This window comes from Streptomyces sp. NPDC002573, from assembly GCF_042889625.1.
GTDB classification, from domain to species: Bacteria; Actinomycetota; Actinomycetes; order Streptomycetales; family Streptomycetaceae; genus Streptomyces; species Streptomyces gibsoniae.
The window spans coordinates 136,003-150,730 of sequence record NZ_JBIARC010000007.1 but is presented as its reverse complement, the minus strand read 5'-3'; the positions used below and the strand labels follow the sequence as shown (position 1 = coordinate 150,730).

The window sequence follows — 14,728 nt, the reverse complement described above, 5'->3', positions numbered from 1 at the left end:
CGGTCGGGCGACGCGCTCGTCGTCGGGAGGGGTGACTTCGAGGGCCTCCTGCGGTCAGCGTGCAGATGTCGCAATCCACACCGAACCCAGAAGACCCTCATCTGTTCAAGCACCCAGCGCGCGTGTCGCCAACGTCCCGGGACAACACACCTAGGGCGTCGGACCGTGCGTGCCCGGCCGGGGTACGACCGCTCCCGGTTCGGCGCAGGCGCCCGCGGCGCACGCGGTGAGCCAGGTGTCGAAGTCGGCGTCGTAGCGCGTACCGATATCGGTGGCGTAGACGGCGTGGCCGCCCGGGTAGTCGCCGACCCGGAAGCGGGCGAGCATGCGCTCGATGTCCGCCGGGTGCTTTTCGACCATGTACCGGACCGCGAGGTAGCCCCAGGGGTAGGTGCGCGTCACATCACTGTTGGCGTACGTGCTCTGGAACAGCGTGCTCAGTGTGTAGGTGTGTTTGCCGGCCTCGGCGACCGCCTCGGTGTCGGTGATGCCCCGGTAGCCGTAGGAGACGTACTCGGCCAGCCCCTCGATCCACCAGATGTCCGGCACCGCCGTCTGCTGTGTGAAGTCGCCCTTCATGTCGTCGCGTGCGTCGAGATAGTGCGTGTACTCGTGGTTGAGGTTCCAGATCCGAGCCGTGAAGCCGTCGTCGTACGCCTTCTGGTACATGATCGACAGCGGCTGGTTGCGGGGGTCGGCCGGATCCCCGACGAGGGTGATGCCGCCGTTGTCGGTGCTGACGCCGAAGATCGCCCCGGCGTAGGTCCGGTAGTCGGTCGGACTGGCGAACACCACGAGCTGGACGGTCGACTCGTACTGGCCGGGTATCGGCCCCGCGTTCTTGACGAGGTCGTGCACATACGGGTCCTGACGCACCACGCTCGCGCACGCCGCGTCGAGGTCGGCGGCCGTCAGCGACTGGGCCCGTATGGTGTGCGTGGCGTCGCAGGCGTGGGTGACCGGCAGCGCCGCACTGCTCAACCGGCCCCCGAGGTCGCAGACGTCGTAGTACGAGCAGTCGGCCTTGTCGTAGGCGTCCAGCTGGGTCGCGACCGCCACCCACAACTGCGCCGTCGGGCCGGTGATCCGTGAGGAGTCCAACAGGTTCTTGGCGGGCGGCCGGACCAGGGCCGTGAGCGCGGGGTGCTCGACATGGCGGGCGAGTCCCATCCCGGCGTTGGAGTCCAGATAGGCGCGGTCGGTCCCCAGCAGGTCCAGGTGGTGTAGCGCGAAGGTGTGCAGGGTGCCGATGATGCGCGGGTCGCCCGCGACGGCGTCCACATAGGCGGGATTCCAGTTTCCGCGCCACAGCGGGGTGTAGACGTCGTTCACGGCGGCCACCATGCTCGCGACCGCGTCATAGGATCCGTCGTATCCGTTGAGCAGGCGCCGGTAGGCGGTGAGATAGCCGCCCTGCAGATCGGCGCTGTCGGTGAGGATGACGACGTCGCCCAGGACGTCGCCGTTGGCGGAGGTCACGTCCCACGCGTGCCGGCGGGCGAAGAAGGCGTCCAGTCCCCGGGCCGTGGCGTCGGTCAGCCGCTCGCTGTAAGGGCCCGTGTCCGACGGGTCGTTGAACTGCACGTAGTAGCCGGCCCGCAGGAACAGCACCAACTGCCAGATGCCGGCCGAGTTGTCGCCGCCGTATCTCCGCGCCGTCGTCGTGAAGGCCTTGGCGACGGTGACCATCTGGGACTCCCCGAAGACCGGGCTGGCGTCGGAACCGGTGACGGCGAACAGGCTGTTGACGCACTCCACGGTCGACGCTCTGACGAACGCGACGAGCGCGGAGCCGGTCCTGCTGCCGAAGTCGGCCGGAGAGCAGGCGGCCTTCGACGCGGCGACCGGGACGGGTGTGTGCGAGGGCGCGGCGGGCCGCAGCGGCGGCAGCTGGGCGGGAGCCATCCGCCGGTCCTGTACGGCGTGCCCGGGGGTCACCAGGGTGGAGCCGGTCGGGGCGGGCGGGGTGGAGTCCGCTGCGGCGCCGGGGGCGCCGACGGCGGCGGGCGGCGCGGAGTCGTGGACTGTGGTGGGGGCGTGGGTGCGGGCCGGTGACCCGGGCGTGGCGAGGGCAGGTGGCGCCAGCAGGCCGACGAGCGTGATCCCGGCGGCGAGCGCGCCGGCCACGCGTCCGGGCAGGGCGAAGTAGCGCATCCGGACTCCTTCATGGATCGATGCGCCTCGGAAGGGGTGATGAGGCGTGAGAGGCACCATCGCAGTGACCCCGTGCGCCGGCAATGGCGTGTGACATAGCACATTGCACTGTCGCGCCATAACACGCGCGGCACACCCGGCGGCCGGTGTCCCGGCTGCCTCTACCGCCCGGCCACGCTCCAGGTCCGCGCGGCCCAGGCCCTCAGATGCGGCGACTGTGCGACGAGTTCACGGTAGGCGGCCGTGGCGGACGAGAACAGAGTCTCCGCCACCTCCCCGGACACCGCGTCACGCCGCCAGACCAGCACATAGCGACACCACAACGGTGTGCCGCTCAGCGGCCTCACCAGTACCTCGGGGATGGTCCGGAGCGTCGCCTGCACCAGGGACACCCCCAGTCCGTCGGCGATCATGCTCAGCAACTGCTGCCGGTCGCCCAGGAACTGATGTACTGTCACCGGCGAGAACCCGGCCGCCTCGCATGCCGCGTAGAAGACGCCCGGCCAGCCGGCCCCGTCGTCGGGGGTCACGAACCACGCGTCCTCGGCCAGGTCGGCGAGCGCGAGCTGAGGACGGTGTCTGAGCCGATGGCGGGCCGACAGGGCCACGAACGTCGGCTCGGTGACGATTCCCCGGTGCGCCAGGGCGGCCGAGTGGTGCAGTTCGCTGCCGGGGTAGTCCGCGGCGACCGCGGCATCGACCTCGCCCCGCTCCAGGAGTTCGACGATCGCCGAGGTGGCGTACACGCTGCTCACCGTGAGCGACACCCCCGGCAGCCGGTCACGGACCCGGGTCACCATGCCGGGCAGGACGGGGGAGTTGGTCGCTGCCAGACGCACCACCGGGCGCGCGCTCGTGGCGTTCGCCGCCCGCCGGTGCCCGATCGCCTCCGCGCGGGCCAGGACGTCCCGTGCCTCGGCCACGACCTCCAGGCCGTACGGGGTCAGCGTCGCACCCGACACTCCGCGCTCGAACAGAGGCCTGCCGAAGAAGCGCTCGATGCGCTGGAGCTGGGTGCTCAGGGCCGGCTGGGAGTACCCGAGGTCCGACGCGGCCCGGCCCACGCTGCCCGCGTCGGCGATCGCGCACAGCACACGCAGATGGCGAAGCTCCAACTCCATCCGTCCGCTTCCCCCTTCTCATCGCCCGGCCGGTCCGGCGACCGGCGTCGCACCGGCGGTGGGGAAGCGTTCCATCGAGAACCCGCGCCCACAAGGCGGGGATCCGCCTACCTTCGACGCCGTGGCCGGTCAGTGCGACGGGCCGGGGGAGGACGTCGGCGCTGCGTTCGTTTCCTCCTCTCCCTCGCGAGCCAGCCAGTGGGCGAGGGCGCGGGCGATGGGCTGGCCGGTCTCCAACTCGACGAAGCCGAACTGGCCCGACTGATTGCACTCCAGGAACCACCAGATCCCGTCGGCGTCCTCCGCGAAGTCGAAGGCACCGTAGGCAAGTTCGGCCTGGCGCAGATAGGCGTGCACGGCGGCCGCGATGCGGGGCGGGACGTCGGCCGGCTCCCAGGGGCCGATGGAGGGGGCGAACCGGACGTCCACGTCGTCGGCGTCGGGGACGGCCGGTTTGCGCGCCGCCAGCAACTGGTCGCCGACGGCGGTGAGACGGATGTCGGCGCGCTTGGGGATCCGTCGTTGCAGCAGCGTGGGGCCGAAGGCCACGGCCGCGAAGTCCGCGTCCGGTGCGACACGGCTGGTGGGCACCGCCCGGGGAGGGTCCTGCGGATGCGTTCCGGAGACGGGTTTGACCACCAGATCGGGGAAGCGCTCGGCGAAGTCCCGGGCGGCCTGCGGAAACGTCGTGATCAGGGTGGCCGGTACGGGCAGTCCGCTGCGCTGGGCGAGATGGAGCTGCCAGGGCTTGCGACGGGCCCGGCGGGCCGCGTCGGGGCGGTTCATCCAGCGTGCGCCGGTGCCGTGCAGCATTCCGTACAGCGCCTGCGAGGCCTCCTCCGTCAGCCAGTCCGACGGCTCGGGGACCCGTGTGGCCGGAACCCCGGGCCGGCGCACCCAGATGGACCGCAGCCCGCTGGTGCTCACCAGACGGCCGGCGGCGGAGAGATGGCCCTGGAAGGTGCCGTGCACGTACTCCCCCGAGAGAGCCACGGCGCCCGGAAGGTCCGCCGGGTCGAGCCGGACCACGGGCACACCCGCCGCGTGCAACTCGGTCACCACCATGTCCGCCGTCACATCCTGTTCAGAAGTGAGGATCAGCACGGTCATCGTCGGCGCTCCGCGTTCAGTCGTCGAAGTGGGTCTTCGAGCCCGCCGTGGAGGTCGTGGCTCCCCATTCCCGCAACACCGCGTAGTCATGGGCGGCTATCCGTCCGTTGGGGAGGACGTTCAACTGCAGGGCGGAGTCGTAGCTGTACGGAGTGCTGACCTCCGACTCCTCGGCCGGGCGAGCGTAGTGCAGCGCGAACGGTCGCATCGTCTCTCCTTGTTCCGTGCTTCATCGGCAGGCGGATGGTGACGCTCCGATATGGCCGCCGGCTGCCGGGTCGCTGTGGCTCCACCCACTTATACGAATCGAACGGGTGAATGGTTGCGTCACGTTGTGTCACGGCCCGGCGGGCGGCTCCGGAACGTTCGCCTCCCTCGGGCGGGGCTGTGGCCGAGGCCGAGGGGGACCGGCCTGGGGAACGTACGCGGGAACCGGCCGCCCCGCCTGGTCACACGGCCCGCGCGGCGCCTCCGAGGGCATCCGCTCGGCGGGGGTTCAGACGGCGAGGTAGAAGCGGATGGTGGTGCCTGGATCGCCGGTGTGGACACGGACGAGATCGGCGACGTGGTTGACCAGCAGCAGCCCCCGGCCGCCCGGTCGGCTGGGCGCCTGGGGGCGGCGGCCGGCCAGTGGATCGATCAGCCGGCCCGCGTCGTGCACCTCGCAGACGACGTGCCCGCCCTCCGCCCAGATCCGCAGCGTTCCGCCGCCGGCACCGTGCAGGACGCTGTTGGTGGTCAACTCCGCCACCGCGAGCGCCAGATCCTCCAGCTGTGGAACGGACAGGCCCATGTGCCCGCCGTGCCGGACGGCGAACTCACGCGCCCGGGACAGCTGCCCGCTGCTGTCGAAGGCGAACTCCGCGGCGCCCGGCGGCACCGTCAGAGGCTCGTTGTAGCGGGCGGCGACCGCCTCGGGGCTGTAGGCGGGGGACGGTGTCTCCCCGTACTCGTCGATCACCACCGGATGGGTGGCCCATGCGTCGTCGAGCACGCCGCTGTCGAGCCCGGCGGCGTCGTACGGACACAGGATGGTCACCTCGCGCCCGGTGAACGCCGCGTTGATGAGCGCCTCATGCTGTACGCACGCCGGGTACTCTACCGTGGTGCGGCCGGGCCAGATGGGTTCACCGATGATCCGTACCCGCCCCTCGCCGTGGGCGTCGGCGAACCTGCGCAGCACCCCTGGGATGATCCATCCCGGGTTGCGGCCCGCCCGGGTCATGTCCACGAAGCACACCTCGTCGGCATGCGGGCCCAGGCCGTCCCGGATCAGTGCGAGGCGGTCCGGCGGAGCGGCCACGCCGACCGGTTCGCCCGCGGCGAGTCCGGCGAGAACGAAGGGGACCGTCCCGGCGACGTACTGCTGAGGGCCGCGATAGAACAGGGCCGGGTGGAGGAACGCCTCCCGTGTGGTGACCGCGTCGGTCACGGTGCCACCTCGATCCCGCCCGTTCCGGGCCAGAAGATGTCGAGTACGCGCGTCAACTGCGGCGGCGGCCGGTGGACCACGAGGTGCTGTCCCTCGGACAGCGACCGTGTGGCCGTCACCAGGTCCGTGACCCCCGCCACGTCGATGAACGCCAGTTCCGACAGCTCCATATGGAGCGGTGCGCCCTCCTGCCGCGTCAGCAGGCCGAGCGCCTCCTGCCAGACGCGTCGTGTGTCGAGGGTGACTTCCCCGGCGACCCGTAGTCCGGGACGGGCCGGCAGGGGGTGGGCCTCGAGTCGGGCCCCGTCGCGCGGCGGGGCGGCCGAGAGTTCCCCGAGTGGGACGTCCACGCTCCACCTCCCTTCGCCTTCGTGCCGGTCCACGCACGAGCACCATAGCCCTGACGGACCGTCGGCAACGCCTTCGACGGCGCCCGGCGCCGTCTGCCGTCCGGGCCGGTCGGACGCCGGACGGGGGCTCCGCGGGCAGCGGAAGGGTCCCCGTCCGATGCACGGGGACCCTGGTGCGGGCGTCTCATGTGTCAGCGCTTGAAGACGTCCTTGGTCTTCTCCTTCGCCTGGCGAGCGTTGCCCTTGGCCTTCTCTGCTCGGCCCTCGGCCGTCAGCCTCTCGTTCCCGACGGTGCGGCCGACGGTCTCCTTGGTCTTGCCCTTGGCCTGTTCCATCTTTCCTTTGGCCTTCTGCTCTCCAGCCACCTTTGTTCACTCCACGTCACGTCGACTACGGGGGCAATACATCGAGTGGCCTCGGGTCCGGTGTTCAAACCTGGACATCCACCCCGGGACGTTTCCTATGACAGGCGTCATGGAGATGTGCTATGACAGCGGTCATGACCAGTGTGGTGCGGGGCCTACGGGGACAGGGGGAGCACAGTGACTGAGGGCCTGTCCCGGATGATGTGGGAGCTGGTGGAGCCGGTGCACGACCTCGTGTACTTCACGCCGGAGGCACGGCAGGCGGCCGACGAGCTCGGTATGCGGGGTTTCTGGATGGGGTACGTCGCCCTGCGCGCCGCGCCCCTCGGACCGGTCCCGCCTGTGGTGGTGACCAGCGCCTTCTATGTGTTCCACCCCAGCCGGGTGACACGGGCACTGCCGGACGCGTGGCGGTACGCGACGGTGACGGACATCCTCGCCGCGCGACAGCGAGGCGTCGGTCTGGCCATGGGGCGCCTGTACGGGCAGGACGCCCTGCGCAGTGCCGGGATGTCCGAGACGGCGGATCTGGCCTGGTCCGCGGCCGAGGCGGCCGACACCGCGGGGCGCGTGCTCGGCGCCGCCAACCAGGCCCTGGACCGCCCGGCCGAGCCCCATGCGCGGCTGTGGCAGGCCGTGACCACACTCCGTGAGCACCGTGGGGACGGGCATGTCGCGGTACTGGTGAGCCGAGGCGTCAGCCCGGTCGAGGCGCTGGTGCTCAAGGCCGCCGCGGGGGAGTCGGACGGCGCGTTGCTGCGCGAGGGCCGGAAGTGGGACGCCGGGGCCTGGCACGCCGCCGAGGCCGCGCTGCGGGACCGGGGATGGGTCGACGACGGCGGGCGGCTGACCGGCCGGGGGGTGGCCGAGCGCCGCGCGATCGAGGACGCTACCGACGCGGCCGCCGAGGGGCCGTGGCGTGCTCTGGGCCGCGACGCCACGATGCGGCTGGCGGAACTGCTGGCTCCATGGGCCCGGACGGTGGTGGCGGCCGGAGTCATCCCCTCGGGCAACCCGGTGGGGCTCACGGGTGCGGTGCACGGTGACTCCGGCGGCGGCCGCCCCGCGACCTGACCCTCACGGCTCTCGTGCGCGAGCCCGCCCGTGAGCGACGCACACACGGGCGGGCGGAGGTGACCGGCCGCGTCAGCTGGGCCGCGGCCGGCCGGGTCCGGTCATCCGCGCCGCCACCCGTGACAGCCGAGGGCGTGCTCGACGGCGGCCGCCATTGCCTGCTCTCCCTGCGCGTTGGGGTGCAGGGGCGCGGCGGGCGTGTCCGGGGTGAGGGTCTCGATCCAGCGCTGCCCGGTCGGCCGGCACAGGTCGTGCCCGACGGTCGACGTGTACGTGTCGACGTATCGTGCGCCGTGCCGGTGCGCCTCCCTGGCCAGCATCGCGTTGAGCTCCTTCTCCTTGTCCCGCAGATAGGGGAAGTCCCCCGCGGCGAACGGGACCGAGGTGCTCGTACAGCCCACCCCGTTGTCCGGGAACAGGTCCGGGTAGCCCACCAGCAGGATCCGGGCGTGCGGCGACCGCTGCCGGATTCCGTGGAGCACCCGGGCTATCTTCGGCGCCGTCTGCTCGACCGTCTCCGTGAGCCGGTCACCGCCGCCGCTGGTGAAGTAGGCACGGCACGGCGCACCGGCCGGATCGGACGAGGTGAGGCGGGCACACGTACCGAGCACGGTGGTGAAGCCGACGTCGTTGCCGCCGATGCTGACGGTCACCAGGTCCGTCCTGCGGCTGAGCGCGGCGAACTGGGCCGGGGCCGTGCCCTGGGGGGCCGTCATCTCGACGGTGGTGGCCCCGGAACAGGTCACGTCCGCCAGCCGCGTCCGCTCGTAAGCGGCCACCAGGGAGGGGTAGTTGTGGTCGGACCGCTTGCAGTTGGGGTCCACCTGGCCGGGGACCGCCGGTGCCGACGCGTAGGAGTCGCCGAGGGCGACATAGTCGCCGCCCCGCGCGCTCACGGGGGACGCGCTCGCCTCAGCGGCACCCGTGCCCGCCAGGGTGGCGGCGCCGCTGATCACTGCCGCACTGAACGCCAACGCGCGTCTCGCACCGAGACTCCGTGCCTTCTTCGCCACGGCCGGTCCTTTCATGGATGAGGCAGGCCCTCCGGCCGGGCGGCCGGAGCGGATGCGAGGCCAACTCGCCCGGCCCGCGCGGTTTCTGAGGATCACAAAGAACACCGGTCTGCGGTACCTGCCGTGCCGTAACGAATCGACGGGCCCGCCCGGCCGCCGCCCCGCTCCCGCCCGGCCCCCCCGATCGCCGTGGATAATGCGGATCACCCGGACCCCTCACGCGGTCCCTCGTCCCACCGTCCGCTGGAGATCGCATGAGTGACAGGATCACCCTGTCGACGTGGCCCACCCCGCTGGAGCCGATGCCCCGCCTCGCGACGGCGCTCGGCCTCGGCGAGGACGATCTGTGGGTCAAGAGGGACGATCTCATCGGCCTCGGGGGCGGCGGCAACAAGGTCCGCAAACTGGAGTGGACCGTCGGAGCCGCCCTCGCGGAAGGCGCGGACACCCTGGTCACCACCGGGGCCGCACAGAGCAACCACGCCCGCCTCACCGCGGCCGCGGGAGCCCGAGCGGGACTCGATGTCGTCCTGGTCTTCCCCGGAACGGCGACCGACGCGGCGAACGGCTCCGGCAACCTCGTCCTGGAAAGCCTCTTCGGGGCGCGGATCCACTGGGCCGGGGACGGCGCTCCCAGCGCACTGGGCGACGCCGCCGAGGACGTCTGCGCGCAACTGCGCGAGAGCGGCGCCCACCCCTGCCTCATCCCCTTCGGCGGTTCGAGCCCCCTGGGGGCACGGGGATACGTGGACGGCGGAGAGGAACTGCTCGCCCAACTGCCCGACGTACGGCATGTCGTGGTCGCGCTCGGTTCCGGCGGCACCATGGCCGGGCTGATCGGCGCGCTCGGCGAGGAACGGGTTCTCGGCGTGCACTGCGGCGCGGTGGCCGACCCCGCCGAGACGGTCGCGGGCCTCGCGACCGCCCTCACCCGCCGCGATGTCGCACCCGGATCCCTGCGCATCCGTACCGACCAGGTGGGCACCGGATACGGGACCCTGCACGAGCCCGTTCTGGAGGCGATGCGGACGGCCGCGACCACCGAGGGCATCGTCCTGGACCCGGTCTACAGCGGTCGCGCCCTGGCCGGTCTGATCAGCGCCGTCCGGGACGGCGACATCCGCCGCGGGGAACGCACCGTGCTGCTCCACACCGGTGGGCTGCCCGGCCTGTTCGGCCATGCGGAGACCGTACGGCGCACCGTCACCGCCCTGCGCTCCCATCCGGCCGGCTGAGACCGACAGCCGGCCCCGTCCGCGGCGCCGTACCGGTGCGCCACGACGGGTGAAAGGGGACGGCCGCGCGCCCGCCCCGGCCCGCGTGACCAGCCGCCCACGGGGTACGTTGCCCAGGACATGGACGACAACGACCCCCTCGGACTCGAGGACCTCGAGTCCGCTCCCGTGGAGCGGCTGGCTCTGATGAGCCGCGAGGAAGCGGACGATCTGCTACGCCTGCTCGCGACGGTCGCCTCGCAGGGCGGCCCGCTGTCCGCGGAGGCGGCACGGCTGGCCCGGGAGATCGCGTCCCGTATCCCCTCGGAGAACTGACCGCCGCGGCCCGCCGGGCCCAGGTGCCCGGCGCGCGTGAGAGGCGCCCGTCACGGCACCGCGGGCGTGCGCAGGGCCAGAACCGCGACGTCGTCGTCGTTGTCGGCCGGACGCGTGCGTTCGAGCAACTCGTCGGCGAACGACTCCAGCGAGCGGCGGGCCAGCGCGGCGGCGTGCCGGCGCAGCCGGTCGAGTCCCTCGTCGAGGGAGTGGCCCCGCGACTCGATGAGACCGTCGGTGTACAGCAGCAGCGTCGACTCGGGCGGCAGCACCACCGTCGCGTCGCCGCGTCGCCGCCGGGGCCTGATGCCGAGGAGAGGGCCGTGCCCCTCGGTGAGGTACTCGGTCAGGCCCTCACGCGTCACCAGCAGGGGCGGGGGATGACCGGCGTTGGTCCACAGCAGGGTCCAGCGCCCGTCGCTGCCGACCGCCGTCCGGGCGAAGACCGTGGTGGCCATGGAGACATCGGTGAGGCGGGTCATCGCCTCGTCGAGCCACTCCACTATGCGGCTCGGCGGTTCCTTCTGGGACCAGGCGTGGCCACGCAGCATGTTGCGCACCTGCGCCATGCCGGCCGCCGCGTCCAGGTCGTGCCCGGCCACGTCTCCGATGGCGATCGCCGTGTCGCCCTCGGCGAGCGCGAAGACGTCGTACCAGTCCCCGCCGACCTGTGAGGCGTCGGGAGCGGGCAGATACCGCGCCGTCATCTCCAGCCCGGGCAGCCGCGGCAGCTGGGGCAGCAGATGGCGTTGCATGGTCTCGGCGACCTTGCGTTGCCGCTGGTAGAGGCGCGCGTTGTCCAGGGCCAGCCCGGCCCGGCGGGTGATGTCCTCCAGCAGCGCGAGGTCGAAGGAGGTGAACGCCTCGGGCCGCTCCGAGCGTCCCAGGGTCAGGGCGCCGAGCACCTCACGCAGACCGCGGATCGGGGCGATGGCCGCGGAGTGCATACCGGTCGCCTCGAACAGCAGGCGCTGTGCGACCGCGATCCCCGAGTCCGGCGTGCGCCGGTACGTCCCGGGGCCCGTCACGGTCGACGCGACGCCGCGCAGGGCGCGCGACAGAGGCATCGGGGAGTCCTCCGGCACGGGCGGCATCGGCCCCTGCAGATCGTCCCGGTGCACCAGAACACCGTTCTCGCGGTGGACCACGGCCGTGCGCCACACCTCGTCGCGTTCGGTGATCTGGTCGATGACGGCCCAGTCCGCCAGCCGGGGGACCACCAGGGCCACCAGCCGCCTCAGCGCCTCGTCCACGTCGAGCGTCGAGGTCAACTGGGTGGTGGTCTCGGCCAGCAGAGCCAGCCGTTCCAGCTCGGAGAGCGGCGCCGCGGTCGGCTCCGTACGGGCACGGGGGGTGTCCGTGTCGGTGGACGGGTGGAAGAGCACCAACGTGGCGCCCTCCGGCTCACCGATGTCGTACGGGGTGACCAGCCAGGACACCGGCAGCAGAAAGCCGTCCCCGCGGACGAACCAGACGTCCTCGGCCTGTGCCGTCCGCCGGCCCAGGAACGCCTGTCTCATCTCACACCGCGCCCTCGGCAGCGGTTCCCCATGGCGGTTGCGGTGCAGCAGGTCGTGGGCGTCCTGCCCGAGGAGCTCCCCGGACGATCGCAGGAGCAGGTGCTCGGCACGGGAGTTGACGGCGACGATCTGCCCCTGCTCGTCGACGACGTAGGCGCCGGTGCCGAGGGCGTCGAGCGCCGGCTTCAGAGACTCCTGACCGGTTCGCCGAGAGGGCTCGTCCACGGTGTCGATGCCGTTGAGGTTCATCATGCTCGGCCTCCTCCCCTCCGCGTCGCGGCCGACCGTGCCTGCCCTGCCCGCGCAGGGACCGGAGGCGACCCTATCTGGTGCCGATATTCTCACCGGCTTCCGAGCGGAACGCGCACTTCGTTCCGGACTCCGTGAACCGGCCACCCCTCGGCCGCCCGCCCGGGCCGGCCCGTGGAACAGGAGACCTGCGAACGGCGTTACCGTGACGGCAGTCCAGGAACGATCAAGGCGGTGGGCATGCACGGCGAGTACAAGGTCCCCGGGGGCAAGCTGGTCGTGGTCGATCTCGACGACCACGACGGCGTCCTGCGCAATGTCTGCGTCGGGGGAGACTTCTTCCTCGAACCCGATGAGGCCCTGCTCGCCATCGACCGGGCTCTCGAAGGCGCCCCGGTCACCACGGAGGCCGCCGAACTCGCCGAGCGCGTCCGGTCGGGCCTGCCCGAGGGTACCGTCATGTACGGCCTGACTCCCGAAGGCGTCGCGACAGCCGTCCGCCGCGCGCTCGCCCAGGCCACCGACTGGACCGACTACGACTGGCAGTTCATCCACGAGGAGCCCCAGTCGCCCGCCCTGCACATGGCCCTGGACGAGGTCCTCACGGCGGAGGTCGCCGCCGGTCGCCGGCCGCCGACCCTGCGGGTGTGGGAGTGGGGCGGCCCGGCCGTCGTCATCGGCAGCTTCCAGTCGCTGGGCAACGAGGTGGACGCGGAGGCCGTGCGACGGCACGGGATGACCGTCGTCCGGCGCATCTCGGGGGGAGGCGCCATGTTCGTGGAACCCGGCAACACCATCACCTACTCCCTGTCCGTGCCGGCCTCCCTCGTGTCCGGGCTGTCCTTCGCCGACTCCTACGCCTACCTCGACGACTGGGTGCTGGGCGCCCTGGACGACATGGGCATCAAGGCCTGGTACCAGCCCCTCAACGACATCGCCACCGACGCCGGCAAGATCGCCGGAGCCGCGCAGAAGCGCATGGTCGGCCCCGAAGGCGGCCCGGGCGCGGTCCTGCACCACGTGACCATGTCCTACGACATCGACGCCGACAAGATGGTCGAAGTGCTGCGCATCGGCCGGGAGAAGCTGTCCGACAAGGGCACCCGCAGCGCCAAGAAGCGCGTCGACCCGCTGCGGCGGCAGACCGGGCTGTCCCGGGAGGCCGTCATCGACCGCATGATCCAGTCGTTCCGCACCCGCTACGGCCTCAGCGGGGGCCACATCACCCCGCGGGAGCTGGAGCAGGCCGAGGAACTGGCCGCCACGAAGTTCTCCGCCCCGGAGTGGACCGCGCGCGTGCCGTAGCCGTGCAGGGTCGGTGCGTGCGGCCGGCCGGCGTCAGTCCCACAGCGGATACGTGACCACGCGACGGAACCCGTCGGGCCTGCCGTCGGTGTAGACGAGGCTCAGCTGGGTGTAGTGCCGCAGCTGCGGATCCTTCTTCCAGGGCTCCGGCCGGTCGAGCCGTACGACGACCGGGTACGAGTGGAACGTGCCCGCCGCGCAGTACGGGTTGCAGTCGTTGACCACGTTGATGCCGCTGGCCGTGGCCGAACCCGGGTCCCAGTGCGTCCAGTGCAGCGAGGACAGGCGGCTGTTGCCGTCACCGCAGGCGAGCATGAAGGCGGCGGGCCGCACCTGCGCGTGCCAGACACAGTCCACGATCACCGGATGAGCGGTCTGCCGTTCGGGGCCCTGTCCGGCCGGTGGGGCGGCGGAGGCCGTACCCATGGCTGCTGCGAGCAGAGCGACGGCACCCAATGCGACCGCCGTCCTCACCGTGTGGATCCGCATGTTCGCTCCTGGCCGTCCGTGGGCACCTGTGTACCGACGCTACGACCGCGACCGGGGAACGCACCACTCGTACGCGCCGCACGTTGTCACCAGAGCTTGTCGATCTCTCCCGGATACAGCTCGATGCGGCTGGCGTGGAACGCTGTCCGGTCCTGTCGGGCCCTGGCCGAGAAGAAGCCGCCCAGGGTGACCTTGTCGAAGCCGGGCCGGTCACTGGGAAACGGGTCCTGCGGTGTGCCGCCGACCAGCACCGTGCCGGGGAGCATCTGCCAGCCCGCGCCCTCGTAGAACGTCCGGAGCGGGCTGTCGCAGGTGAACAGCCCGAGGTCCAGCCGCCGGGCGATCATCGTCTCCCGCGCCGCGGCGACCAGGTGCCGGCCGTGTCCGAGGCCGCGGCTGTCCTGCCGTGTCACCACCGTGCTCAGGCCGCCCGCGGCGTAGCGCGCGCCCGCGTGGAAGATCTCCTTGGACAGGATGTCCAGAGCGGCGAGCACCGTCCCCCCGTCCACGAGCAGCATCGACCAGGGACGCAGCAGGGGATCGTGGGTCGGGGCACCGTCAGGGGCGACCGTGCCCTCCGCGGAGGGCCAGGCCTGCTCCTGGAGGTCGCGCACCTGTGTGCGCAGTCCGACCGGGGTGGCTTCTTCGGGAAACGACAGGATCTGCACCCGCTGATTGTGCTCGCCCGGCGCGTCGGCGCAAGCGATTTTCGGAGCGGCCGGAGCCCCGGACGTCGTCGGGGGCGTACGGCCGGAGCCGTCGGCCGGCGGTGCCCGTTGCCCGGTGGCGGGCAGAGCGTTCTTTTCCATCGAATTGGTTGAGAAGGACTCTGACGACGGCTTTCTGATGTTCGGTCACACCATGTGCAAGCACTGCAACAGCGTGTCCGGCGGAAAGCACGATGCCGGCGACACCGAGGGTCACGACCCCCGGATCCTGTGTTATGCCCCTCAGGGCTCACCAGTTGTCAAATCACCCGCCTGAATTCACTCGTTC

General features: G+C 71.7%; 15 protein-coding genes. 4 read left to right on the top strand and 11 right to left on the bottom strand.

What is annotated here, in order from left to right:
- Positions 1 to 150 precede the first annotated feature (150 nt).
- The 7 genes from ACFYX0_RS09785 to ACFYX0_RS09755 all read right to left on the bottom strand — a co-directional run bounded on the left by ACFYX0_RS09785 (position 151) and on the right by ACFYX0_RS09755 (position 6,532).
- Positions 151 to 2,154: a collagenase gene (locus ACFYX0_RS09785; RefSeq protein WP_388968542.1), complete on the bottom strand. Its 2,004-nt coding sequence runs from the start codon at positions 2,152 to 2,154 to the stop codon at positions 151 to 153.
- A gap of 161 nt (positions 2,155 to 2,315) precedes the next feature.
- Positions 2,316 to 3,275, bottom strand: a complete 960-nt coding sequence (locus tag ACFYX0_RS09780; RefSeq protein WP_388968539.1) for a LysR family transcriptional regulator — start codon at positions 3,273 to 3,275, stop codon at positions 2,316 to 2,318.
- Between the two features lie 129 nt (positions 3,276 to 3,404).
- Positions 3,405 to 4,385: an ATP-grasp ribosomal peptide maturase gene (gene tgmB / locus ACFYX0_RS09775; protein ID WP_388968536.1), complete on the bottom strand. Its 981-nt coding sequence runs from the start codon at positions 4,383 to 4,385 to the stop codon at positions 3,405 to 3,407.
- A gap of 16 nt (positions 4,386 to 4,401) precedes the next feature.
- Positions 4,402 to 4,593 (bottom strand): putative ATP-grasp-modified RiPP, encoded by a 192-nt coding sequence (tgmA, locus tag ACFYX0_RS09770; protein ID WP_311698028.1) that lies wholly within the window; start codon positions 4,591 to 4,593, stop codon positions 4,402 to 4,404.
- Positions 4,594 to 4,881: 288 nt separating this feature from the next.
- Positions 4,882 to 5,817, bottom strand: coding sequence for an anti-sigma factor RsbA family regulatory protein (locus ACFYX0_RS09765; protein WP_388968533.1), 936 nt, complete (start codon positions 5,815 to 5,817; stop codon positions 4,882 to 4,884).
- Complete coding sequence (locus tag ACFYX0_RS09760; RefSeq protein WP_388968530.1) at positions 5,814 to 6,167, bottom strand: STAS domain-containing protein; 354 nt, start codon at positions 6,165 to 6,167, stop codon at positions 5,814 to 5,816. Before ACFYX0_RS09760 ends, ACFYX0_RS09765 begins: the two co-directional genes overlap by 4 nt.
- A gap of 191 nt (positions 6,168 to 6,358) precedes the next feature.
- Positions 6,359 to 6,532 (bottom strand): CsbD family protein, encoded by a 174-nt coding sequence (locus ACFYX0_RS09755; protein ID WP_311698031.1) that lies wholly within the window; start codon positions 6,530 to 6,532, stop codon positions 6,359 to 6,361.
- Between the two features lie 177 nt (positions 6,533 to 6,709).
- Here ACFYX0_RS09755 and ACFYX0_RS09750 point away from each other — a divergent pair, with 177 nt between their 5' ends.
- Positions 6,710 to 7,606 carry a hypothetical protein gene (locus ACFYX0_RS09750; protein WP_388968527.1) on the top strand — a complete coding sequence of 299 codons (897 nt, stop codon included), beginning with the start codon at positions 6,710 to 6,712 and terminating at the stop codon, positions 7,604 to 7,606.
- A 101-nt stretch (positions 7,607 to 7,707) separates the two neighbouring features.
- Here the strand turns inward: ACFYX0_RS09750 and ACFYX0_RS09745 are convergent, their stop codons facing one another.
- Entirely contained in the window at positions 7,708 to 8,619 is a 912-nt protein-coding gene (locus ACFYX0_RS09745) for an SGNH/GDSL hydrolase family protein (protein ID WP_388968524.1), read from the bottom strand.
- Positions 8,620 to 8,873: 254 nt separating this feature from the next.
- Here ACFYX0_RS09745 and ACFYX0_RS09740 point away from each other — a divergent pair, with 254 nt between their 5' ends.
- Positions 8,874 to 9,854 (top strand): D-cysteine desulfhydrase family protein, encoded by a 981-nt coding sequence (locus ACFYX0_RS09740; RefSeq protein WP_388968522.1) that lies wholly within the window; start codon positions 8,874 to 8,876, stop codon positions 9,852 to 9,854.
- A gap of 120 nt (positions 9,855 to 9,974) precedes the next feature.
- Positions 9,975 to 10,169 carry a DUF6417 family protein gene (locus tag ACFYX0_RS09735; RefSeq protein WP_311698035.1) on the top strand — a complete coding sequence of 65 codons (195 nt, stop codon included), beginning with the start codon at positions 9,975 to 9,977 and terminating at the stop codon, positions 10,167 to 10,169.
- 50 nt (positions 10,170 to 10,219) lie between these two features.
- Here the strand turns inward: ACFYX0_RS09735 and ACFYX0_RS09730 are convergent, their stop codons facing one another.
- Positions 10,220 to 11,938, bottom strand: a complete 1,719-nt coding sequence (locus tag ACFYX0_RS09730; protein WP_388968793.1) for a SpoIIE family protein phosphatase — start codon at positions 11,936 to 11,938, stop codon at positions 10,220 to 10,222.
- Positions 11,939 to 12,178: 240 nt separating this feature from the next.
- Between ACFYX0_RS09730 and ACFYX0_RS09725 the strand changes: the two genes are divergently transcribed.
- A complete protein-coding gene (locus ACFYX0_RS09725) occupies positions 12,179 to 13,243 on the top strand; it encodes a biotin/lipoate A/B protein ligase family protein (RefSeq protein WP_388968519.1) in 1,065 nt (354 codons plus the stop codon).
- Between the two features lie 33 nt (positions 13,244 to 13,276).
- On the opposite strand, the gene ACFYX0_RS09720 is transcribed toward ACFYX0_RS09725, so the two are convergent.
- Positions 13,277 to 13,732, bottom strand: coding sequence for a hypothetical protein (locus ACFYX0_RS09720; protein ID WP_355920744.1), 456 nt, complete (start codon positions 13,730 to 13,732; stop codon positions 13,277 to 13,279).
- Between the two features lie 86 nt (positions 13,733 to 13,818).
- Positions 13,819 to 14,541, bottom strand: coding sequence for a GNAT family N-acetyltransferase (locus tag ACFYX0_RS09715; RefSeq protein WP_388968516.1), 723 nt, complete (start codon positions 14,539 to 14,541; stop codon positions 13,819 to 13,821).
- Between the last annotated feature and the right edge of the window lie 187 nt (positions 14,542 to 14,728).

Coding starts and splice junctions, on each gene's coding strand:
- ACFYX0_RS09735 (WP_311698035.1), top strand. CDS start 9,975: ATGGACGACAACGACCCCCTCGGACTCGAGGACCTCGAGTCCGCTCCC.
- ACFYX0_RS09780 (WP_388968539.1), bottom strand. CDS start 3,275: ATGGAGTTGGAGCTTCGCCATCTGCGTGTGCTGTGCGCGATCGCCGAC.
- ACFYX0_RS09715 (WP_388968516.1), bottom strand. CDS start 14,541: ATGGAAAAGAACGCTCTGCCCGCCACCGGGCAACGGGCACCGCCGGCC.
- ACFYX0_RS09785 (WP_388968542.1), bottom strand. CDS start 2,154: ATGCGCTACTTCGCCCTGCCCGGACGCGTGGCCGGCGCGCTCGCCGCC.
- ACFYX0_RS09725 (WP_388968519.1), top strand. CDS start 12,179: ATGCACGGCGAGTACAAGGTCCCCGGGGGCAAGCTGGTCGTGGTCGAT.
- tgmB (WP_388968536.1), bottom strand. CDS start 4,385: ATGACCGTGCTGATCCTCACTTCTGAACAGGATGTGACGGCGGACATG.
- ACFYX0_RS09740 (WP_388968522.1), top strand. CDS start 8,874: ATGAGTGACAGGATCACCCTGTCGACGTGGCCCACCCCGCTGGAGCCG.
- ACFYX0_RS09720 (WP_355920744.1), bottom strand. CDS start 13,732: ATGCGGATCCACACGGTGAGGACGGCGGTCGCATTGGGTGCCGTCGCT.
- tgmA (WP_311698028.1), bottom strand. CDS start 4,593: ATGCGACCGTTCGCGCTGCACTACGCTCGCCCGGCCGAGGAGTCGGAG.
- ACFYX0_RS09730 (WP_388968793.1), bottom strand. CDS start 11,938: ATGAACCTCAACGGCATCGACACCGTGGACGAGCCCTCTCGGCGAACC.